Raw genomic sequence first — 22,241 nt, 5'->3', positions numbered from 1 at the left:
CTGGCTCACTTGACCTGGCTTTCCTTGTAGTAGCCGCTGTCCACCAGCACCTGCTTCCAGTTGGCGCCGTCCACGCTCACCGGCTTGAGCAGGTACGAGGGCACGACCTTGATGCCGTTGTTGTAGGTCTTGGTGTCGTTCACCTCGGGCGCCTTGCCCGAGAGCATGGCGTCGACCATCGCGACCGTCACCTTGGCCAGCTCGCGCGTGTCCTTGAACACGGTGGAGCTTTGCTCCTTGCGCAGGATCGACTTGACCGACGGAATCTCCGCGTCCTGCCCCGACACCACCGGCATCGGCTGCGAGCCCGAGCCGTAGCCCACGCCCTTGAGCGACGACAGGATGCCGATCGACAGGCCGTCGTACGGCGACAGCACCGCATCCACGCGGTCCTTCGTGTAGTAGGCCGACAGCAGGTTGTCCATGCGCGCCTGCGCCACCGCGCCGTCCCAGCGCAGCGTGCCGACCTTGTCCATGCCCATCTGCTTGCTGCGCACCACGAGCTTGCCGCTCTTGATGTACGGGTCGAGCACCGACATCGCGCCGTTGTAGAAGAAGAAGGCGTTGTTGTCGTCGGGCGAGCCGCCGAACAGCTCGATGTTGAACGGGCCCTTGCCGCTCTTCAGGCCCAGTGCGGTTTCGATGGATTGCGCCTGCAGCACGCCGACCTGGAAGTTGTCGAAGGTGGCGTAGTAGTCGACGTTCTTCGAGCCCTTGATGAGCCGGTCGTAGGCGATGACCTTCACGCCCTTGTCAGCCGCCTTCTGCAGCACGTCGGACAGCGTGGTGCCGTCGATGGCGGCAATGACCAAGACCTTCGAGCCCTTCGTCACCATGTTCTCGATCTGCGCGAGCTGGTTCGGAATGTCGTCGTCCGCGTACTGCAGGTCGGTCTTGTAGCCCTTGTCCTTGAAGTACTTGACCATGTTGGCGCCGTCGGCGATCCAGCGCGCCGACGACTTGGTGGGCATCGAGATGGCGATCAGGCCCTTGTCCTGCGCGTGGGCCAGCGGCGTGAAGCCGACGACGGCGAAGGCGAGACCCGCGAGCGAGGCCTTGAGGAAGTTGCGTTTCATGTCGGTCGGTCCTCAGTACTTGCGGTTGGGAAACTCTTTGGCCGCGACTTCCATGGGGAAGATGCCTTCTTCGGTCACGATGCGCTTGGGCAGCGTCTTGCCGGCCTTGATGTCCTTCACCGCACTCATGAGCTGCGGCCCGAGCAGGGGGCTGCATTCCACCGACACGTTGAGCTTGCCGGCGATCATGGCTTCGAAGGCGCCCTTCACCCCGTCGATGGAGATGATGGTGATGTCCTTCGCGGGCTTCATGCCGGCCTCTTCGATGGCCTGGATCGCGCCGATGGCCATGTCGTCGTTGTGCGCGTAGAGCACGTTGATCTTCTTGCCCTCGGCCTTGAGGAAGGCTTCCATCACCTCCTTGCCCTTGGCGCGCGTGAAGTCGCCGGTCTGCGAACGGGTGATCTTGAACTTCGGGTCGGCCTTGATGATTTCCTCGAAGCCCTTCTTGCGGTCGATGGCGGGGGCCGAGCCCACGGTGCCCTGCAGCTCGACGATGTTCACCTCGCCCTTCTGGTCCTTCATCTTCTCGACCAGCCAGCGGCCGGCCTTGCGGCCTTCCTCGGTGAAGTCGGAGCCCATGAAGGTCACGTAGAGCGAGTCGTCCTTGGTGTTCACGGAGCGGTCGGTCAGCACGACCGGGATCTTCGCGGCCTTGGCTTCGCGCAGCACGGTTTCCCAGCCCGACTCGACCACGGGCGAGAACGCGATCACGTCGACCTTCTGCGCGATGTACGAGCGGATGGCCTTGATCTGGTTCTCCTGCTTCTGCTGCGCGTCGGAGAACTTGAGCTCGATGCCCGCCTCCTTGGCCGAGGACTTGATCGACTCGGTGTTGGCCGTGCGCCATTCGCTTTCGGCGCCCACCTGCGCGAAGCCGAGCACGAGTTTCTTCTGCGCGAGGGCGGACACGGGCAGCATGCTGCCCAGGGCTGCGGCGGCGAGCGCGGTGTTGAGGGTGCGGCGATTCATGGTCATGGTTGTCTCCTTCTTGATGCGTCTGTGATGTGTTCGGTCAGGCCAGCATGTAGCCGGTCTTCACCGTCGTGTAGAACTCCGCGGCGTGGCGCCCTTGTTCGCGCGGCCCGTAGCCCGACCCTTTGCGGCCGCCGAAGGGCACATGAAAGTCCACCCCCGCGGTCGGCAGATTGACCATCGTCATGCCGACCACGGCATGGCGCCTGAAGTGCATCGCGTGCTTGAGCGAATTGGTACAGATGCCCGCGCACAGGCCGAAGGGCGTGTCGTTGCACAGCGCGAGCGCTTCGTCGTAATCGGCGGCGCGCAGCACGCAGGCCAGCGGCCCGAAGATCTCTTCGCGCGCGATGCGGTGTTCGGGTTGGGCCAGGAAGAGCGCGGGACTCATGTAGTGGCCGGCGGTGGCGCGCTGCAGCGCCTCGCCGCCCCACACGTGCTCCGCGCCCTCTTCGCGCGCGATGTCGATCCACGCGAGGTTCTGCGCCAGCCGCTCTTCGTCGGCCACGGGGCCGATGTCGATGCCGCGTTCCAGCGCGTGGCCGATCTTCAGCGTCTTCAGGCGCTGGCGCAGCTGCGCCACGAAGGCGTCATGCACGGCGGCTTCGACGATGAGGCGGCTCGATGCGGTGCAGCGCTGGCCGTTGGAAAAGTAGGCGCCCTGCACCGCGCAGTCGACGGCGCGGTCCAGGTCGGCGTCGGCCAGCACCACCAGCGCGTTCTTGCCGCCCATCTCCAGCTGCACCTTGGCGCGCCGTGCGGCCGCGGCCTGCAGCACGCGTTCGCCGTTGGCGGCCGAGCCGGTGAAGCTCAGCGCATCGACCAGCGGGCTGTCGACCAGCGCCTGGCCCGCTTCGCGGCCGCTGCCCATCACGAGGTTGAACACGCCGGCCGGCAACGTGGCGCGGCCGATGATGTCGGTGAGCGCCCAGCCGCAGGCCGGCACCAGTTCGGCCGGCTTGAAGACCACGCTGTTGCCGTGCGCCAGCGCCGCGGCGATCTTCGAGGCCGGCACCGCGAAGGGCGTGTTCCACGGCGTGATGAGGCCCACCACGCCGACCGGCTCGCGCGTCACGTCGACCTGCACGCCGGCGCGCACCGAGGCCACGTTCTCGCCACCGCCGCCGCGCAGGGCCTCGCCCGCGAAGAACTTGAAGATCTGGCCCGCGCGCGCCACCTCGGCCACGGCCTCGGGCAGGGTCTTGCCGACCTCGCGCGCCAGCAGCAGGCCCAGCTCGTCCTTGCGTGCGAGCAGCTCGGCGCCGATGCGGTCGAGCACGTCGGCGCGCCGCTGCGGCGTGCTGTGGCTCCAGTGCACGAAGGCCTCGCTGGCCGCGCGGATCGCCAGCTCGACCTGGCGCCGGTCGGCACGTGCGTACTCGGCCACCACTTCGCTGGTGTCCGATGGATTGACGCTGACACCGGTGGTCGCGCTGGTTTCCCAGCGGCCGTTGATGTACTGGCGCACGCTCTGCCGAAGCTCGCCGTGGATCACCGTGGCGTTGCCTTGTCTCTGTTGTTATGGGACTGGGGCGGAAGTCTAGGAATGATTTCGATATCGATCCAATCGTTTTTTAGACAAAATGCATATCAATCGGTGGATTCTGGAAAACCCCGTCAGACCTTCGTTCGCAGCCTCTTCATGAACACCTACAACCACTGGTTCATCCGCGCCCGCCTCAAGACCCGCCAGTTGCTGTTGCTGGTGGCGCTGGCCGAGGAAGGCAACATCCACCGCGCGGCGCAGGTGCTCAACATGACGCAGCCCGCCGCCTCGAAATTGCTGAAAGACCTGGAAGACGTGCTCGAGGTGCCGCTGTTCGAGCGGCTGCCGCGCGGCATGCGCCCCACCTGGTACGGCGAGACCATGATCCGCCACGCCCGCGTGGCACTGGCCAGCCTGAACCAGGCGCACGACGAGCTCACCGCGCTGAAGGCCGGGCGCCTCGGCCAGGTGAACGTGGGCGCCATCACCGCGCCGGGCCTCACGCTGATGCCGCCGGCCGTGGCGATGGTCAAGCGCGAGCAGCCCGACCTGCGCGTGTCACTGGAGATCGAGACCAGCCCGGTGCTGCTCGAGCGGCTCGAGCAGGGCAAGCTCGACATCCTCGTGGCGCGGCTGTTCGCCGAGCACGACAAGTCGCAGCTGCGCTACGAGGCGCTCACCGAGGAGCCCGTGTGCGCGCTGGTGCGCCCCGGCCATCCGCTGTTGGGCGTGAGCGGCCTCACGCTGCGCGACGTGGTGGGCGCCGGCTGGATCGTGCCGCCCGCGGGCAGCGTGCTGCGCCACCGCTTCGAGCTGATGTTCCAGGAGGAAGGCCTGGCGCCGCCGGGCAACATCATCGAGAGCCCGGCGCTGCTGTTCATCACGCGCATGCTGCAGCAAAGCGACATGGTCGCGGTGCTGGCGACCGACGTGGCGCGCTACTACGCGGCGCACGGCATCGTGTCGCTGCTGCCGCTGGACATGCCCTGCCACATGGACGCCTTCGGCATCATCACGCGCACCGACCGGCTGCTGTCGCCGGCCGCGAAGGTGATGATGAAGGCCTTGAAAACGGCGAGCATGAGCGTCTACGGACGCAAGCTCGAGATGGACTGATCAGGTCCAACCCGCATCGACGGTGAACTCTTGCGCGGTGCACATCTTTGCGTCGTCCGACGCGAGGAACAGCACCATGCGCGCGATGTCTTCCGGCATCAGCTTGTCGGGCAGGCACTGGTTGCGGTGCAGCGCCTTCTCGCCCTCCTCGTCGAGCCACAGTGCCACCTGCCGTTCGGTCATCACCCAGCCGGGCGAGACGGTGTTGATGCGGATGCGATCGCGGCCCAGCTCCACCGCGAGCCCGCGCGTGAGGCCGTTCACCGACGACTTGGCAATCGCGTAGCAGGGGTAGCCCGAGCCCTTGGTCTGCCAGCCCGTGGAGCCGAGGTTGATCACCGAACCGAAGCCCAGGCGCTTCATGCCCGGCACCACCGACTGGATCGCGAACAGCGCGGGCCGCTCGTTGATGGCCATGCGGTTGTCGTAGTAGTCGGGCGTGACCGATGCGAGCGTGTGGCGGTCGTCGCTGGCCACGTTGTTGACCAGCACCGCGAAGTCGCCGAGCTCGGCGGCCGCGTCGGCCATGGCCTGCTGCAGCGCGCCGATGTCGCGCACGTCGCAGGCGCGCCACCACGGCGCGGCGTGGCCGGCTTCGGCGATCTGCGCGGCGAGCGCCGCGCTGGCAGCTTCCGCGATGTCGACAAAGGCCACGCGCGCGCCCTGCGCCGCGAAAGCAGCGACGATGGCCGCGCCGATGCCGCTGCCGCCGCCGGTGACGAACACGGTGCGGCCCTTCAGGCTGGGATGAATGGAAAGCTGAGGGGAATTCAAGGACAAGGTCTCCAGGGGGCATCTCATGACATTGCAAAACACATATCAATCTATGAAGTTATTTTCAATTTCTATTATCAATATGCCTTGATACGATCCGCCGCGTCAAGGCGACATGACCTACAGAAAGAACAAATGACCATGCAAGAGACAAGCGCCCCTTCTTCGCCGCTCGCAGCGCCCCGCGTGCTCGGCACCCCCGAATGCCTCTGGCCGGCCGCCGCCGACCTCGGCGAAGGCACGCTGTGGTCGGTGCGCGAGCAGGCGCTGTACTGGATCGACATCCTCCAGCCCCGCCTGTTCCGCTACGACCCGGCCACGGGCGCGCAGCGCACCTGGCACTTCGACGAAGAGATCACCGCGATTTCCGAGCGCGCGTCGGCGCCGGGCCTGTTCCTCACGCTGCGCCGCGGCTTCGCGCTGTTCGACACCACCGCGCCCGGCGACACCACGAAGCCGCGCTACCTGCACCAGCCCGAACCCGAGCGCATCAACAACCGCTTCAACGACGGCAAGTGCGACAGCCGCGGCCGCTTCTGGGCCGGCAGCATGGACTTCGACTGCACGGCGCCCACCGGCGCGCTCTACCGCTTCGACGCCGACGGCCACTGCACGCGGCACGACGACGGCTTCGAGGTGACCAACGGGCCGACGTGGTCGGGCGACGGCCGCACCATGTACTTCAACAACACGGCGATCAACACGATGTACGCCTACTACTTCGACATGGACGCTGGCGCGGTGTCGAACAAGCGCGTGTGGCACCGCTTCCCGAAGGGCGACGGCCTGCCCGACGGCATGACCACCGACGCGGCCGGCCGCCTGTGGATCGCGCACTGGGACGGCGCGTGCATTACCTGCCACGACCCGGTGAGCGCCGTCGAGCTGTGCCGCATCGCGCTGCCCGCGAGCAACGTGACCAACTGCGCCTTCGGCGGCGCGGATATGCAGACGCTCTACATCACGACGGCGCGCAACGGCCGCACCGAAGCACAACTGAAGAGCGAGCCGCTGGCCGGCGGGCTCTTCTCGGTGCGCATCGACAGCCCGGGCGTGCCGGCGGCGTTGTTCGCCGGCTAGGCGCCCTCGCGCGGCTGCAGCGACGGCAGGTGCGCCGCCGCGAAATCGGCGAACAGCCGGGCCCGCGCGAAGCTGCCACGGGACGAGGGCCACACCGCGTGGACCGGAATCCTCGGCGACTCGAACTCGGTCAGCACCAGTTCGGCCTGCCCGCTGTCGAGCAGGTCGCGGATCTGCCACAGCGGCGTGAAGAACAAGCCCAGCCCGCTCAGCACGGCCGCATAGATCGCGGCGGTGTTGTCGGCCCGGAAGCGCCCCGTCACCTTGACGCGCTGCAGCGTGCCGTCGACCGTGAAGGGCCAGTGCGCGTCGCTGCCGTGCGTGGTGCGCACCACGCACTGGTGATCGGCGAGGTCTTCGGGCCGCTGTGGCCGTCCGTGCCGCGCGAAGTACGCCGGCGAGCCGAACACCACCAGCCGCAGCTCGCCGAGCGGCTTGGCCGCCAGTTCGGAATCGGGCAGCTCGCCGATGCGGATGGCCAGGTCCAGCTCGCCTTCGATCAGGTCCACGAAACGGTCGGAGGCCGTGAGTTCGACCTCCATGTCCGGGTAGCGCTGCATGAACGCGCCGATCAGCGGCACCACGAAGGCCGGCGCGAACTGCACCGGCGCGGCCACGCGCAGCAGGCCCCGCGGCGAGGCGAGCTGGCTGCTGGCCTCGACGGCCGCCGCATCGAACTCCGCCAGCGCGGCCCGCACGCGGCGGTGGTAGGCCAGCCCCACTTCGGTGACCGACGACTGCCGCGTGGTGCGGCGAAGGAGCTGCACGCCCAGGCTGCGCTCGAGCACGCTCAGCGAGCGGCTGATCGACTGCACCGAGCGCCCCAGTTGCCGCGCCGCCGCGCTCTGGCTGCCGTGGTCGACGATGGCCACGAAGGCCCGGATGTCCTGAATCTGGTCCATGGATTCTCTCGGTCTGGATGAAGGTCTATGGCGGCGCGCGTGGATTCCCGATGGCGCCTGCCGTTCGTATCTTCGAGGTCTCGCGGTCGCAGGCCGCATTGCCACAAACGAAGGAATCATTCCATGAAACAACGACACGGACCCCCCGTGCGGGTGGTCGGCACCGACAACGCAGAGGGGCTGCAACCTCGTCCGCGCACATTGAACAACAACGACATCCAGGAGCTTGCCCCATCATGACCACCCGAAAACTGCCGGCCCGTTATGCGGGCATCGCCATGCCCTTCCTGCTGTCGATCTTCATGTCGTGCATCGTGGCGGGCATCTCCACGCTCAAGAGCGTGGGGCTGGCCTCGGGCCTCTTCCAGATGTGGATGGCCGCATGGGGCGTGTCGTGGCTGGCCGCGTTTCCCTCGCTGCTCGTGGTGCTGCCGGTGGTGCGTCGGATCGTGGCGGCGACGGTGCAGAGCCCGCAGCGCTGATCCGTGGTCAGCCGATGCCGAAGCGGTGCTCGGTCGCGCTGGCGAACACCTCGCCGGGCCGCAGCACGGTCGACGCAAACGCCTGCCTGTTCGGCGCGTCGGGAAAGTGCTGCGTCTCCAGGCACAGGCCGTCGCCCTGGCGCAGGCTCGCGCCCGCGCTGCCGAGCAGGCTGCCGTCGAGGAAGTTGCCCGAATAGAACTGCACGCCGGGCTCGGTCGTGTGCACGTCCATCACGCGGCCCGAGGCCTCGTGGGCGAGGCGCGCCGCAAACGCCAGGCCCGTGCCGCTGCGATCGCCGTCGAGAACCCAGTTGTGGTCGTAGCCGTGCGCGCGCAGCAGCTGCTCGTGGCTGTCGCGGATGCGCGCGCCGATGCGCGTCGGCGTGCGGAAATCGAAAGGCGTGCCCGCCACCTCGCCCAGCCCGAGCGGAATGAGCGTGGCATCGACCGGGCAGTAGCGGCTCGCGGGCAACGTCAGCACATGGTCCATCACCGAACCGCTGCCCGCGAGGTTGAAGTAGTCGTGGTGGCTCAGGTTGAGCACCGTGGGCCGGTCGGTGGTGGCGCGGTAGTCGATGCGCCAGGTGTTGGCGGTGGCACTCAAGGTGTAGCGCACCGTCAGCTGCACCTCGCCGGGGTAGCCTTCTTCGCCGTCGGCGCTGGTGTAGCGCAGCTCGAGGGCGAGTTCATGAGGCACCGGCACGATCTCCCAGTAGCGCTTGCCGAAGCCCGTGGTGCCACCATGCAGCGTGTTCACGCCGTCGTTCAGGCCCAGCTGGTGAGCGGTGCCATCGAGCGTGAAGCGGCCCGCCGCGATGCGGTTCGCGTAGCGGCCGACGATGGTGCCGAAGTGCGGGTGCGGCTTCAGGTAGTCATCGAGCGAGGGCAACCCAAGCACCACGTTCGCGCTGCGCCCTTGCCGGTCGGGCACGTGCAGCGCGGTGACGATGCCGCCGAGGTTGATGGCGCTCAGGCGCAGGCCGTGGCCGTTGTCGAGCGTGTATTCGGTGACGGGCCGGCCGTCGGGCATGGCGCCGAAGGGGCGCGAAGTGAGGGGTTCGATCATCGGGCTTGCGACTGCAGCGCCTCGCGCGCGCACTGCGATGCGGTGCGCAGGCCGATGCGGTCTTTCAGGTCGTGGAAGGTCGGTGGCTCGGCGTCGTGCGTCATCACTTCGACGCGGTGGCCGGCCTTGCCCACCGCGTCGGCAAAGCGCTGCTGCAGCGCGAACGGCGTGTTGCGGTCGCCGGGGTTGCCGATGAGCACGATGCGCCGCTGCGGGTCGCGCGGGATGCCGGCCACATGGTCCAGCGGGTCGTAGACCTGCGTGCTGCCCGTGGTGTCGGTGCGCCCGTTCTTCGAGCGGCCGAGCAGCCGTGCGCGCTCCAGCAGGTCGAAGGCACCCGAGGTGAGCACCGCGCAGGCCACGCGCGTGCGTCCGAGCGTGAGCAGCGCGGCGCCGGCCGTGGCGCCGCCGCTGTGGCCGAAGAGCACCACGCGCTGCAGCCGGTGGCGCTGCATCAGCGCTTCGAGCGCCGCATCGAGCGCATGGAACTCCACCGCCTCGCGCCGCTGGCGGTGGTCGCCCGACGAGCCGTAGGTGCCGGGGCGCGCCATGAAGATCCACGGCATGCCCGCGCGGTCGCTCGCGGCTTGCGCGTCGAGCGTGCGCAGTGGTTCGGTGTTGCCGGGAATGCGCGTGGGCGACAGGTTCATCACGCTGTCGCGGTCGCCCGAGAACTGCACGATGGCGATGCGCGCGTCGTCGATGTCGCGGCTCGCGAAGTAGCGGATGCACGACGGCCCCTCGACCGCCTGCACCCAGAGAAAGCCCGGGCGGTCGGGGCAGTTGGCGCGCACGGCGGGCTGGTTCCAGTGCAGCAACGCGCCCTCGGCCGAGGCGGACGCCACCGGCTCGCGAGGCGCTGCGGCCTTCGGCGCATCGGCACGCTGCGCGCAGGCCGTCTGCACGAGGACAAGGAGCACACAGGCCAGGCGCGCGCGCGGGGTCATAGCTTCTGCAGCAGTTCGGAGATGAGGCCGAAGTCCGACTGCTGGCGGTCGCCCTTCACCAGCACCAGGTCGCCGTCGCGCAGGAATTCGCCGAGGTAGCCGGTGAGCTGCGCGGCGTCTTCGAAGTGCGGGCCGAGCAGCTCGGCCGGCACCTCCTCGCGCAGCCAGCGCATCTCGGCGCCGTGCGTCACCAAGTGCTGGATGCCCGAGGCCAACAGCGGCGCGGCGAGGCTGCGGTGCATCGCTTCGGCTTCCTTGTCGAGGTTGATGATGCGCCCGAGCACGCCGATCTTGCGCGTCACCGGCCCGTGCGCCGCATGCTGGCAGGTGCGCACGAACTCCATCGCGTTGCGCATCGACATGACCTCGGCGTTCCAGCTGTCATCGATGAGCGTGGCCTGCACGCCGCCCTGCGTGCGCAGCGGGCGCAGCTGCATCACCGAAGCCGGCAGGCGCACGAAAGGCATGCGCGCGCACGCGGCCTCGGCATCGAAGCCCAGCGCCAGCAGCGCCGCAAAGGCCAGCGCCGAATTGCGCACCAGCCCGGCGCTCGCGATCGGGAACAGGTACTCGACCGTGCGCCCCGGCAGCGCGATGCGCACGCGGCAGCCGCCGTCGGGCTCGGGCCGGGTGTCGACGATGCGGATGTTGGCGTCGGGGCTGCTGCCCACCACCCAGATGGCGCCTGCCGTGCGCGCGGCCGCCCGCACCACCTGCATCAGGCAGGGGATGTGGTCGGGCACGATGGCCACGCCGCCGGGCTCCAGGCCCAGGAAGATGCGCGACTTGAACTCGGCCGTCTGCTCGAGCGTGACGGTCTGGCGGGTCTGCGACAGGCCGATCTCGGTGAGGATGGCCACGTGCGGGCGCGCCACGAGCGAGATCGGGCCGCGGTCCATCCACAGCGCGCTCTGCGCCATCTCGAGCACGCACACGTCGGTGTCGGCCGCGAGGTTGGCCAGCATCGCCGGCACGCCCACGCGCGAGTTGTAGTTGTCGATGGTGGTGTGCACGCGCGCCGCCTCGGGCAGCAGGTCGCGCAGCATGGCGATCGTGGACGACTTGCCGACCGTGCCGGTCACGCCCACCACGCGCCCCTGGAAGCGCGCACGCGCGGCCACGCCCAGATCGATCATGGCGCGGATCGGGTCGTCCACCTGCAGCAGCGGGAACGACGGGTCGAGACCGTCCACCGGGTGCGCGACCACGGCGCCCGCGAGCGCGTGCTGCAGCACGGGCACGTCTTCATGGCGGTCGGGGTTGTCGGCGCGCGGCTTACTGTAGTTCTCGTGCTTGGCGAGCGTGCGGTAGTCGGACGCGATGAACAGCGCCGGCTTCGGCAGCCGCGCCATGTGCGTCGGTCCGCGCACCACCGCGTTGACGAACCAGCCATCGGGCGGCGGCACCAGCCACTGCCCGCCGGTGACGCGCTGCAGGTCGTCGGCGGTCCACACGGGCGGCGGCTGCGCCGGGGCACCGGGGCGCAGCGCCGCGAGCACGGGCGCGGGGCGCTCGGGCAGCGGCGTCGGAAACTTCGGCACGCGCAGGCCGCACCACACGGGCAGCCGGCGCGCGCCCGGCAGGTCGGGCATGCTGCCGCGCACGCGCACCTCGATCTGCAGCACGTCGTTCTCGAGCAGGCCCAGGCGCGGCGCGCGCAGGCCGTAGCGGTCGCGGTAGATGCGACCCGGCGTCCAGCGGCTGGTGGGCCACATCCAGTCGCAGGGGTCGTGGTCCATGGCCTCGCCCCAGGCCGGCATGGTGCTGCTGCGCATCGGCAGCGCGCGGAACTGCACGCGCAGGTCGGCGCTCACGGGCGCATCAGCGGTCCAGAACGATTCGACCCACAGCAGGCGCCGCCCGATGATCTGCGTCGGCGCGAGGCGGATGCCCACGAGGCGCAGCGGGCCGAACTGCAGCGGGCGCATCCTGGCGTCCTCGGGCACGGCATCGACCGACCACTCGGGCCGGGGCGCGAGCACGGGGCCGACCAGCGCGGGCGGGCGCGAGGCCGACAGCGGCGCCAGCGGCGGGCGCCCGGCCGGCGCGGTGCGTTCGGGCGGCGACAGCTGCAGCGCGCAACGCCCGTCGGGCCGCGCCGTCATCTCGGTGCCGAGCGCGCGGCACAGCTCGGCAAAGCGCGCGCTCGCGGCCTGCGCCGCCTCGCCCGCGAGCTGCTGCGAGAAACCGAAGCCCACGCCCACCGGCGTGAACACCACCTCTTCCACGCCGTGCGGTCCCAGGCGCAGCGAGAACACGCCGGAGTCCGCGAGATCGTTGCGGATCGCATCGAACAGCAGGTCGCCCGCGTCGTGCAGGATCGGCCGGCCCTGGTAGACCTCGATGCCCTGCAGCACATGCGCCGAGGTGCCGAGCACCGCGTCGGCGCCGGCTTCGACGATGGCATGGCCGACGGCGATCTCGGCGCGCGACGGCGCGGTCTCCAGGTTCTCACCCCAATGCACCGCCACCAGCACCACGTCGGCCTCGTGGCGCGCGGCGGCGATGCGCGGCGCGAGCGTGGCGCGCCAGGCGGCCGGGTCGTCGAGCGACAGCCAGGCTGCGCCAGGGAGCTTCGCGGTGGCGGCGAAGCGCGGCTGCGTGGCGTCGAGCGAGAACAGCGCCACGCGCAGCCCACCGGCCTGGCGGAAGGCGGGGCTCAGTGCCGAGTCGAGATCAGGCCCGGTGCCAGCGAACGCGATGGCGGCGGCGTTCAGCAACCCGTGCTGCTCCAGCAGCGCCTCGGGGCCGTAGTCGCCGCTGTGGTTGTTGGCCGTGGCGACCATGTCGATGCCGGCCTCGGTCAGCACCGCGAGCATCTCGGGCCGCGCACGGTAGTAATAAGGGCCGCCCTCGTCCTTCTCGACGCCCTGCTCGCCCGTGGTGGCGACCACGCATTCGAGGTTGACGATGCGCAGGTCGGCCTCGCGCAGCGCGGCGATGTCGCCCAGCATGCGGGCGGGGCCGCCGAGGTCGTGCATGCGGTAGTGCTGGCGCCGGCCCAGGTTGACGTCGCCGCCCCACAGCACGGTGCCCTCGGTGCCGCGCGGCGCGGTGGGCTCGGCCGTGGCCTGCGTGAGTTGCGCGCTCTGCTGCTGCGCCTCGCGCGCTTCGAGCAGCCGGTGGTAGGCCACGTAGCCCGACAGGTAGTGCTCCACGTCGTCGATACGCACGCGAAAGCTGTGATGCTTGATGAAGAACGAGCCCGCGATGCGGTCGGGATGGCGGAAGAACATCGCCAGCTCGGGCCAGAAGTGGCCGTTGGCGAGGTAGCGCGCGCGGTGCTCCAGCGCGCGGTCGAACTTGTGGCGATCAAGCCCCGCGAGCAGCGGGCGCAGCGCCGGGTCGGCTTCGAGTCGCAGCACCATCTCGCGCGCGGCCATCATCAACTCGAGCAGCGTGGGGAAGGTGGTGATGCGCTCCAGCACGAAGTCCAGGTGGCCCGCCATGTTCTGCAGGCCGAACTGGTAGTAGCGCGTCTCGGGCTTGAAGCGCGTGAGTTCGTTGACGCAGTAGCTCAGCCAGTGGTCGTGCGCGCGCCAGTGGCCCGCCGCGATGAAATGCTCGAAGGCCTTCTCGACCACCGCGAGCCAGCGCGCGTCGCGCGTGAGGCCGTACAGCCGCATCAGCCCGAAGGCCGCTTCGCCGTCGTAGTAAATGATGCGGTAAGGCTCCTTCACGTCGAGCCCCGGGTGGTTGAGCACGTGCACGAAGCGTCCGGTCTCGGGGTCCTGCATGGAGCGGATGCCCAGCGCCAGCTGCTCCATCAGCGGCTGGTACTGCGCATCGCCGGTGAGCTCGGTGTACTTCACCAGCGCCAGCAGGCACACGGCGTTGCCGCCGAGCTTGATCTCGTTGCCGATGTCGACCAGGAACGCGGCCTGCGTGCCGTCGGCCAGCGTGGCGCGGCGGATGAGGCGCTGGCTCAGGAAGGCCAGCGCGCGGTCGATGGCGGCCTTCTGCACGTCGCTTCGCGTGAGCTCCCAGCCTTCGAGCATCGCGTAGGTGGAGCTGGCGTGGCGCAGCGTGTTGTAGGTGGGAATCGCACGGTCGAAGCAGGGGAACCAGCCGTAGTGGAACTCGCCCGTGGGCTTGACCTGCTCGGCCAGGTAGTCGCTCGCCGAGTCGACCAGCGTGCGCACCTGCGCCGCGTTCCAGTCGGTGAGCGTGCGAAAGCCCGCGGCCTGTCCTTCGGCCGTGAGCGGCCAGGCGCCGTCGGCGTCGACGTACACGGCGCGCGTGGTGAAGCACCACACGGGCGCGGCGTCGTCGGTGGGAAAGTCGCGCTCGTCGCCGAAGCGGCGCTTGGTGTGCGTGCGCAGGTTGCCGCTGTTGGGCTCCGCGTGGTCGACCGTGCCGTTGTAGAGCACGGCGCTGCCGTGCATCTCCTGCGCGAGCAGCGCGGTCTCGAAGCGCGCGTCGAGCGCAATGCCTTCGTTGAAGTAGTTGCGCTTGGTCTGCGCCAGCCGCGCCTTCAGTTCGCCCCAGGTCATGGGCGTGGCGTGCTCGACGATCTCCGCGCGCAGCCGTTGCGCGGGCCGCTCGGCGCGCTGGGCCTTCACCGCCAGCGCCTCGGCGGCGGCCTGCCACGCGGCCTCGGTGTCGGGGCCGCGGCCCATGACGACGCGGGCGCGGCTTTCGCCCTCGCCCATCGCGAGGAACACCACGCAGCCGGCCTCGTCGGTGGCGGGCGGGGCCGGGGGCAGCACCCCGTCCGGGGTGGCCAGGGCCTGCCTGGCGCGGTTCAACAGATCGGCGAGGGGAACGGGAGCTTGGTGAGTCATGCGCCGCGAATGATGACAGGCCACGGCGCGGCCTGCCACTGCGGAAATCCGGGGCGGCGTCAGACCCGGATCAGGCCCGGGTCACGCCCAGGCATCGAACACCGCGCCGCGCACGGCCTCGACCGCCGCCGAGCGCTGGCCGCCGGCCGGCGCGATCCAGCACAGCCAGGTGTGTGAGCGCCAACCGTTCCAGATCTTCAGTTCGCCCTGGCGCTCGCCCTGCTCGGCCTGGTCCAGCCGCATCAGGCCCGCGCCCATGCCGCTGGCGACCATGCTGCGGATGGCGCTCTCGCCGTCGGCGGTGACGCCCTGGCGGTAGTCGCGCCCGGCCGAGGCGAAGAGCTTCTCGAGGTGCGCGCGCAGGATGCACGAGGGCGGCGTGCCGACCCAGGTCAGGTCGGTGAGCTGCTCGAGCGTGAGCTCGGGGTGCGCCTGCGCCACCGCCAGCGGCAGGCCCACGGCCAGGTCGACCACGCCCAGGCGCCGCAGCTCGAAGCCTTCGAGCCGCTCGGCATCGCTGAGCACATAGGCGCAGTCGAGTTCGCCGCGCTGCACGGCCGCCAGGGTTTCGTACGACAGCCCCTGCTTGAGCTGCAGCGTGACCTGCGGGTGCTGCTGCGCCAGCGTGACCAGCACGCTGCCCAGGCGCAGCGCCACCGGATCGACCACCGTGCCGAAGCGCACCACGCCCTGCGCCGCGCCGCGCAGCTGGTCGGCGGCCGACTGCATGCGCATCGCCGAGGCCAGCGTGCGCTCCGCCTCTTCGAGCAGGCGCTGGCCGGCCGCGGTGGGCGACATGCCGCGCGGCGTGCGCTCGAACAGGCGCACGCCGAGTTCGTCTTCGAGCGCCTTGAGCTGCGCGCTGGCGGCCGGGGCGCTGGTGAACACGCGTTCGGCGGCGCGGGTCAGGTTGCCCTCCTTCGCGATGGCAACGAAGGTCTTCAGTTGGTACAGCTCCATGACCGCGGATTGTGAGCGCGTGCGACGCAGCAGTCCGTTCGCTTTTTCGGAAGCCCCTGTCCAAAGAAACGAATGGCCTTCGCGGTGGGCCGTCCCCATCCTTCAGGCCACGCGCTCCCTCTTTTTTCTTGAAAGGCTTTCCCGTGTCCTCCCCTTCCTCACGCCTGCCGGGCATCGCGGCCCTGCTCTTCGCCACCGCCAGCTGGGGCAGCCTGTTCCTCGTCGGCAAGGGCGTGCTGCAGCACGTGGCGCCGGTGTGGCTCACGCTCATCCGCTACACCCTGTCGGCGCTGGTGTTCGCCGCGCTGCTGGGCCTGCGCGGCAGCGGCGGCTGGCACAAGCTGCGGCAGCACGCGGTGCCGCTGGCGCTGCACGGCTTTGCGGGCTTCGGCGTGTTCAGCATCCTGCTGTTCGTCGGGCTCTCGCACTCGGTGCCCTCGCACGGCGCGGTGCTGATTGCGACCACGCCGATCACCACGCAGCTGCTGCGCTGGTGGCTCGACGGCGTGCGCCCGACGCGCACGACGCTGCTGACCGCCGCGCTGGCGCTGGCCGGCGTGGCGACGGTGGCCGGGCTGCTGTCGCCCGGTGGCGCAGGCCTGTCGCATGACACGCTGCTCGGCGACGCCATCGCCTTCGTCGGCACGCTGGGCTGGGTGGTCTACACGCGCGGCGCGGCGCGCTTTCCGACGCTGGACACGGTGGACTACACCGCGCTCACGGTGCTGGCTTCGTGGCCGCTGCTGCTGGCCGTGGCGGTGGGCATGACCGCGCTGGGCGCCTCGCCCGCGCCCGACGCGCAGGGGCTGCGCCTGTCGTGGCAGGTGCTGCTGTACGTGGGGCTGGTGCCGTCGGCGCTCGCGGTGCTGGCCTTCAACCACGGCGTGCGCGCACTCGGCACGGTCACGGGCACGGCCTTCCTGAACTTCGTGCCGGTGTCGGCGTTGCTGATGGGCGTGGCGCTGGGCAAGCCGCCCGCCACCCACGAGATCGTCGGCGTGGCGATGGTGGTGGTGGCGCTGCTGCTGCATGTGGCGGCAGCGAAGCGGGCGGCGACGCCGGTGGCCCCGGTCCGCGTGCCGGCGCCAGGTCAGCGCACCTGCGGCGTCACGCCATGAACCTCAGCCCTCGGCGCGGCTGCGCCGGAAGATCGCGTAGTTGCCGTTCGCCATCCCCACGAGCACCTCGCCCACGTACAGCCGCGACTCCAGGTTGGCGACGGTGCGCCCGCGGTTGAGCAGCGTGGTCCTGCAGACGACCTGGCCTTCGAACACGGGCTTGAAGTAGTTCATCTTGATCTCGATGGTGGCGCAGATCTCGCCCGCCTCGAGCGTGGGGTACAGCGCCGTGCCCATGCCGGTGTCGGCCAACGCATAGAGCACGGCGCCGTGCACGACCTCGTGCGGGTTCAGGTGCTGCGGCGCGACCACCAGCGTCATGGTGCTGGCGCCGGCGGTGGCTTCCTCGCAGTGCAGGTCGATCAGTTCGGCGAAGGGGTGTTTCATGGCGACGGGAAATGAACGGACCGGCCGACTGTAGACCGCACGGCCGTCAGTCGCCGAGCGCGCGGTAGAAGTAGGTGGTGCCGCACGGCGTGCCGTCGGGCAGCAGCGCGTAGCCGGGGATGGTGCCCACGCGCTGCCAGCCGCAGCGGGTGTACAGCCGCTCGGCGTCGGGGCTGGAGGTGTCGAGCACCAGCAGGGTCTTGCCGTGGTCGCGCGCGCGCTGTTCGGCGCCCTTCATCAGCAGTGCGCCGAGGCCGAGCCGGCGTGCGCGGCGGTGCACCAGCATCTTCGCGACCTCGCCGCGGTGCGGCTGGTTCTCGGGCTGCGCCAGCACCAGCTGCACGGTCCCGACGATGCCTGCGTCGTCCTCGGCCACGAGCAGCTCGCGCTCGCCGCGCGCCACGCCGTCGGCCACGTGGCGCCAGAAGGCCCGCGCGCGTTCGGGCGTGAGCGGCTGCATGAAGCTCACCGAGGCGCCGCCGTCGACGCAGTCGATGAGCACGTCGGCCAGGGCGTTCAGCTCGGCCTCGGTGGCGGAAGAAAGGGCGCGCAGGCGCGGGGTGGTGGTGGCAGTCATGGTCATTTCCGGTTGGCGTGGGAAGGCGCGCTGGTGATGACGACCGCGTAGCGCGCCGTCTCGCGGGTGGGGTTGAAGTAGCTCGTCGGCTGGTCGAGCACGAGCGCGAGGCAGTCGCCGGCTTCGAGTCGGTGCTGGGCGTCGCCGACCGCGAGTTCGATGCAGCCTTCGAGCACCCACACCTGCTGGTGGATGCGCGGCTCACGCGCGCCGGTTTCGTAGGCCACGCGCGCGCCGGGCGGAAACAGCACCTCGACGATCTGGATCGGCGAGGCGTCGCCGCCGGCCGAGACGTTGCGGCGCAGGTAACCCGAATGCGGATCGCGCCATTCGAGCTGGTCGGCGCGGCGCGACACCGGGCTGGCGGCCGGCGCGTCGGACTCGAACAGCGAGGCCAGCGGCACGCCCAGGCCGGTCGCGAGTTTTTCGAGCAGCACGGCCGTCGGACTGCTCTCGCCGCGCTCGATCAGAGAGATCATGGAGCGGCTGACGCCGCAGTGCGTGGCCAGGGCGTCGAGCGAGAGATCGCGCGCGGCGCGCAGGGCGCGCACACGCTGGGCGATGCGGTCGTTGAGGCTGGGGGTCGAAGCCGATTCTTCTTTCATATTGGATGAAATATCCAATTAAATAGAAACTCAGTCAACCCCGGGCTGAAAGCTGGCCGTCTCGGACGCAGAGACTTGCTCGTCGAAGTGACTGTTCTTTGGAGAAATATTCATGCCGATCGCTGAAATCATCCAACACATCACCACCACCGACGCACCATGAGCGCCAACGATCCCGCCCCCCTGCCCTCGGCCTTCGCCACCTTCGCCGACGGCCCCGCCGCGCCTTCCGCGCTGCGCGCCCGCATCACCGCCGCCTGCCGCCCCCCCGAAGCCGAGGCACTGCAGCCGCTGCTCGACCAGGCCCGGCTGCCGGCCGGCCAGGCCGACGAAGCCCACGCCCTCGCCCACCGCATCGCCCACCAGCTGCGCCAGCGCAAGCACGGCGGCGGTCGCTCCGGCCTCGTGCAGGGCCTGCTGCAGGAGTACGCGCTGTCGTCGCAGGAAGGCGTGGCGCTGATGTGCCTGGCCGAGGCGCTGCTGCGCATTCCCGACGCCGACACGCGCGACGCGCTCATCCGCGACAAGATCGCGCAGGGCCAGTGGCAGGCGCACGCGGGGCACAGCCCGTCGGTGTTCGTCAATGCCGCCACCTGGGGCCTGCTGCTCACGGGCAGGCTGGTGGCCACGCACAGCGAGACGGGCCTGTCGGCCACGCTCACACGGCTGATCGGCAAGGGCGGCGAGCCGCTGATCCGCAAGGGCGTGGACATGGCGATGCGCATGATGGGCGAGCAGTTCGTCACCGGCGAAACCATCGCCCAGGCGCTGGCGCATGCGCGCACGCTCGAGGCGCAGGGCTTTCGCTATTCGTACGACATGCTCGGCGAGGCCGCGCTCACGGCCGACGACGCGCGCCGCTACCGCGCGGCCTACGAAGACGCCATCCATGCCATCGGCCGCGCCTCGAACGGGCGCGGCGTGTACGGCGGGCCGGGCATCTCGATCAAGCTGTCGGCGCTGCACCCGCGCTACAGCCGCGCGCAGTACACGCGCGTGATGGCCGAGCTGTACCCGGTGCTGCGCGACCTGGCGCTGCTGGCGCTGCACTACGACATCGGCCTGAACATCGACGCCGAAGAAGCCGACCGGCTCGAACTCTCGCTCGACCTGCTGGAGCGCCTGTGCTTCGAGCCCGCGCTCGCGGGCTGGCAAGGCATCGGCTTCGTGGTGCAGGGCTACCAGAAGCGCTGCCCCTTCGTGATCGACTGGGTGATCGACCTCGCGCGCCGCAGCGGCCACCGGCTCATGGTGCGCCTCGTGAAAGGCGCCTACTGGGACAGCGAGATCAAGCGCGCGCAGCTCGACGGGCTGGCGGGCTACCCGGTCTACACACGCAAGGCCTACACCGACGTGTCGTACCTGGCCTGCGCGCGCCGCCTGCTCGACGCGCCCGACGCGGTGTACCCGCAGTTCGCCACGCACAACGCCCACACGCTGGCCGCGATCTACACGATGGCCGACCCGTCGCGCTACACGCCGGGCCAGTACGAGTTCCAGTGCCTGCACGGCATGGGCGAGCCGCTGTACGAGCAGGTGGTGGGGCCGCTCGGGCGGCCCTGCCGCATCTACGCGCCGGTGGGCACGCACGAGACGCTGCTGGCCTACCTGGTGCGGCGGCTGCTGGAGAACGGCGCCAACACCTCGTTCGTGAACCGCATCGCCGATGCGTCGATTCCGCTCGACACGCTGGTGGAAGACCCGGTCTCGACCGTCGAGCGCATGGCTGCGCAGGAAGGCGCGATGGGCCTGCCGCACGCGGCCATTCCGCTGCCGGCCGCGCTCTACGGTGCGCAGCGCGCGAACTCGCAGGGCCTGGACCTCGCGAGCGAAGACACGCTGCATGCGCTCGCGGCCACGCTGCAGGCCAGCGCGAGCGAGCCGTGGCGCGCCACGCCGATGCTCGCCGCGCCGCGCGCCGAAGACGAAGCCAGTCGCACCTGGGCCGAGGTGCGCAACCCCGCCGACCGCCGCGACCTCGTCGGCCAGGTGCAGGACGCGGTGCCGGGCGACGTGGCCTCGGCCATTGCGCAGGCCGAAGCCGTCGCCGCCGCGTGGGCTGCCACGCCGCCCGCCGAACGCGCCGCCGCGCTCGAGCGCGCCGCCGCCCTGCTCGAAGCGCAGCAGCCGCGCCTGCTCGGCCTCTTGATGCGCGAGGCCGGAAAGAGCGGCGCCAACGCCATCGCCGAGGTGCGCGAGGCGGTCGACTTCCTGCGCTACTACGCGGCGCAGACGCGCACCGACTTCGCCAATGCCACGCACCGCCCACTCGGGCCGGTGGTGTGCATCAGCCCGTGGAACTTTCCGCTGGCGATCTTCACCGGCCAGGTGGCCGCCGCGCTCGCGGCCGGCAACCCGGTGCTGGCCAAGCCGGCCGAGCAGACGCCGCTGGTCGCCGCCGAAGCGGTGCGCGTGCTGTGGGAGGCCGGCGTGCCGCGCGCGGCGGTGCAGCTGCTGCCGGGGCGCGGCGAGACGGTCGGCGCCGCGCTGGTCGGCGACGCGCGCGTGCAGGGCGTGATGTTCACGGGCTCGACCGAGGTCGCGCGCCTGCTGCAGAAGACGCTGTCGACGCGCCTGGGTACGCACGGCGCGCCGGTGCCGCTGATCGCCGAGACCGGCGGACAGAACGCGATGATCGTGGACTCGTCCGCGCTCGTGGAGCAGGTGGTGGCCGACGTGATGGCCTCGGCCTTCGACAGCGCCGGCCAGCGCTGCTCGGCGCTGCGCGTGCTGTGCGTGCAGGAAGAAGCGGCCGACCGCCTCGTGGCGATGCTGCAGGGCGCGATGGCCGAGAGCTGCATCGGCAACCCCGCGCGGCTCGCGGTGGACGTGGGCCCCGTCATCGACGACGAGGCGCGCGATGGCATCGAACGCCACATCGCCGGCATGCGCGGGCGCGGCCGGCGCGTGTTCCGCCAGGGCCGCGAGTTCGGCCACGACACGCGCCACGGCACCTTCGTGCTGCCCACGCTGGTCGAGCTGGAACACCTGGGCGAGCTGCAGCGCGAGGTGTTCGGCCCCGTGCTGCACCTGCTGCGCTACCGCCGCCGCGACCTGGGCGCGCTCATCGGCCGGATCAACGGCAGCGGCTACGGCCTCACGCTGGGTGTGCACACGCGCATCGACGAGACCATTGCGCAGGTGGTGGCGCAGGCGCAGGCCGGCAACGTCTACGTGAACCGCAACATGGTCGGCGCCGTGGTGGGCGTGCAGCCCTTCGGCGGCGAAGGGCTGTCGGGCACCGGACCGAAGGCCGGCGGGCCGCTGTACATGGCGCGCCTGCTGTCGGCGCGGCCCGACGACGTGCTGGCGCGCGCCGTGGCGGACGACGCACCCGTCTCCCCGTCGACCGGCCTCGCGGCGCTCGAAGGCTGGGCGCGCGACATAGGCCGCGACGCGCTGGCCGCGCAGTGCCGCCGCTTCGCCGGCCTGGCGCACGTGGGCCGCGCACGCACGCTGGCCGGCCCGACCGGCGAGCGCAACGTCTACACGCTGCAGCCGCGCGAGGCCGTGCTGTGCCTCGCCGATGCGGAAGCCGACCGGCTCGTGCAGCTGGCGGCCGTGCTGTCGGTCGGCAGCACCGCCATCTGGCCCGCCGATGCGCCCGGCGCGCACGCGCTGCTGGCCGCACTGCCCGACGAGGCGCGCCACGCGGTCGTGCTCGCCAACGACTGGCGCGCGCCCACTGTGGTCTTCGACGCCGTGCTGCACCACGGCGACGCCGGCCACCTCGCCACCGTGTTGCAGCAGGTGGCGGCGCGGCCCGGCCCCATCGTCGGCGTGCGCGGCTTCGCGCCCGGCGACACGGGTATCCCGCTCGAAAGCCTGGTGCTGGAGCGCGCGCTGAGCGTCAACACCGCCGCGGCCGGCGGCAATGCGAGCCTGATGACGATCGGTTGAGCGGGC

General features: G+C 70.4%; 17 protein-coding genes. 5 read left to right on the top strand and 12 right to left on the bottom strand.

Annotated features, from left to right (window positions below; genetic code table 11):
• Positions 1-5: 5 nt before the first annotated feature.
• From chvE to AC1RGU_RS22340, 3 genes are read right to left on the bottom strand one after another with little or no spacing between them, the layout of a single operon-like run.
• Positions 6-1,076: a multiple monosaccharide ABC transporter substrate-binding protein gene (chvE, locus tag AC1RGU_RS22350; RefSeq protein ID WP_487848033.1), complete on the bottom strand. Its 1,071-nt coding sequence runs from the start codon at positions 1,074-1,076 to the stop codon at positions 6-8.
• A 12-nt stretch (positions 1,077-1,088) separates the two neighbouring features.
• Complete coding sequence (locus AC1RGU_RS22345; protein WP_062480580.1) at positions 1,089-2,054, bottom strand: ABC transporter substrate-binding protein; 966 nt, start codon at positions 2,052-2,054, stop codon at positions 1,089-1,091.
• A 37-nt stretch (positions 2,055-2,091) separates the two neighbouring features.
• Entirely contained in the window at positions 2,092-3,546 is a 1,455-nt protein-coding gene (locus AC1RGU_RS22340) for an aldehyde dehydrogenase family protein (RefSeq protein WP_062480581.1), read from the bottom strand.
• Between the two features lie 147 nt (positions 3,547-3,693).
• Between AC1RGU_RS22340 and AC1RGU_RS22335 the strand changes: the two genes are divergently transcribed.
• Positions 3,694-4,653 (top strand): LysR family transcriptional regulator, encoded by a 960-nt coding sequence (locus AC1RGU_RS22335; protein WP_062480583.1) that lies wholly within the window; start codon positions 3,694-3,696, stop codon positions 4,651-4,653.
• On the opposite strand, the gene AC1RGU_RS22330 is transcribed toward AC1RGU_RS22335, so the two are convergent.
• On the bottom strand, positions 4,654-5,454 hold the full coding sequence (locus tag AC1RGU_RS22330; protein ID WP_492697974.1) for an SDR family NAD(P)-dependent oxidoreductase: 801 nt from the start codon (positions 5,452-5,454) through the stop codon (positions 4,654-4,656).
• Between the two features lie 108 nt (positions 5,455-5,562).
• On the opposite strand from AC1RGU_RS22330, the gene AC1RGU_RS22325 reads away from it, so the two are divergent.
• Positions 5,563-6,507, top strand: coding sequence for an SMP-30/gluconolactonase/LRE family protein (locus AC1RGU_RS22325; RefSeq protein WP_492697976.1), 945 nt, complete (start codon positions 5,563-5,565; stop codon positions 6,505-6,507).
• Here the strand turns inward: AC1RGU_RS22325 and AC1RGU_RS22320 are convergent.
• Entirely contained in the window at positions 6,504-7,409 is a 906-nt protein-coding gene (locus tag AC1RGU_RS22320) for a LysR family transcriptional regulator (protein ID WP_307638423.1), read from the bottom strand. The two genes, AC1RGU_RS22325 and AC1RGU_RS22320, sit on opposite strands and share 4 nt — an antisense overlap.
• A gap of 236 nt (positions 7,410-7,645) precedes the next feature.
• Between AC1RGU_RS22320 and AC1RGU_RS22315 the strand changes: the two genes are divergently transcribed.
• On the top strand, positions 7,646-7,891 hold the full coding sequence (locus AC1RGU_RS22315; protein WP_070060049.1) for a DUF2798 domain-containing protein: 246 nt from the start codon (positions 7,646-7,648) through the stop codon (positions 7,889-7,891).
• Positions 7,892-7,898: 7 nt separating this feature from the next.
• Here AC1RGU_RS22315 and AC1RGU_RS22310 read toward each other — a convergent pair whose 3' ends face one another.
• The 4 genes from AC1RGU_RS22310 to AC1RGU_RS22295 form a co-directional block, all read right to left on the bottom strand.
• Positions 7,899-8,957, bottom strand: coding sequence for an aldose epimerase family protein (locus AC1RGU_RS22310; RefSeq protein ID WP_492697978.1), 1,059 nt, complete (start codon positions 8,955-8,957; stop codon positions 7,899-7,901).
• Positions 8,954-9,904 (bottom strand): alpha/beta hydrolase family protein, encoded by a 951-nt coding sequence (locus AC1RGU_RS22305; RefSeq protein ID WP_492697980.1) that lies wholly within the window; start codon positions 9,902-9,904, stop codon positions 8,954-8,956. The genes AC1RGU_RS22310 and AC1RGU_RS22305 overlap by 4 nt, the downstream gene beginning before the upstream one ends.
• Complete coding sequence (locus tag AC1RGU_RS22300; RefSeq protein WP_492697982.1) at positions 9,901-14,688, bottom strand: CapA family protein; 4,788 nt, start codon at positions 14,686-14,688, stop codon at positions 9,901-9,903. Before AC1RGU_RS22300 ends, AC1RGU_RS22305 begins: the two co-directional genes overlap by 4 nt.
• 81 nt (positions 14,689-14,769) lie before the next feature.
• Positions 14,770-15,648: a LysR family transcriptional regulator gene (locus AC1RGU_RS22295; RefSeq protein ID WP_369631297.1), complete on the bottom strand. Its 879-nt coding sequence runs from the start codon at positions 15,646-15,648 to the stop codon at positions 14,770-14,772.
• A gap of 143 nt (positions 15,649-15,791) precedes the next feature.
• Here AC1RGU_RS22295 and AC1RGU_RS22290 point away from each other — a divergent pair, with 143 nt between their 5' ends.
• A complete protein-coding gene (locus AC1RGU_RS22290; protein ID WP_492697984.1) occupies positions 15,792-16,766 on the top strand; it encodes a DMT family transporter in 975 nt (324 codons plus the stop codon).
• Between the two features lie 3 nt (positions 16,767-16,769).
• Here the strand turns inward: AC1RGU_RS22290 and AC1RGU_RS22285 are convergent, their stop codons facing one another.
• Genes AC1RGU_RS22285 through AC1RGU_RS22275 form a run of 3 tightly spaced genes read right to left on the bottom strand, consistent with a single transcriptional unit; the run spans position 16,770 to position 18,335 of the window.
• Positions 16,770-17,153 carry a PaaI family thioesterase gene (locus AC1RGU_RS22285; protein WP_307638430.1) on the bottom strand — a complete coding sequence of 128 codons (384 nt, stop codon included), beginning with the start codon at positions 17,151-17,153 and terminating at the stop codon, positions 16,770-16,772.
• 46 nt (positions 17,154-17,199) lie between these two features.
• Positions 17,200-17,730: a GNAT family N-acetyltransferase gene (locus AC1RGU_RS22280; protein ID WP_492697987.1), complete on the bottom strand. Its 531-nt coding sequence runs from the start codon at positions 17,728-17,730 to the stop codon at positions 17,200-17,202.
• Positions 17,731-17,732: 2 nt separating this feature from the next.
• Positions 17,733-18,335 carry a helix-turn-helix domain-containing protein gene (locus AC1RGU_RS22275; protein WP_492697989.1) on the bottom strand — a complete coding sequence of 201 codons (603 nt, stop codon included), beginning with the start codon at positions 18,333-18,335 and terminating at the stop codon, positions 17,733-17,735.
• 159 nt (positions 18,336-18,494) lie between these two features.
• Here AC1RGU_RS22275 and putA point away from each other — a divergent pair, with 159 nt between their 5' ends.
• Positions 18,495-22,235 (top strand): trifunctional transcriptional regulator/proline dehydrogenase/L-glutamate gamma-semialdehyde dehydrogenase, encoded by a 3,741-nt coding sequence (putA, locus tag AC1RGU_RS22270; RefSeq protein WP_492697991.1) that lies wholly within the window; start codon positions 18,495-18,497, stop codon positions 22,233-22,235.
• Positions 22,236-22,241: the final 6 nt, after the last annotated feature.

The organism is Variovorax sp. GW823-FHT02B07 (assembly GCF_058797695.1).
Note: the sequence above shows the minus strand (reverse complement) of the source record. Positions and strands in the feature narration are given on the sequence as shown.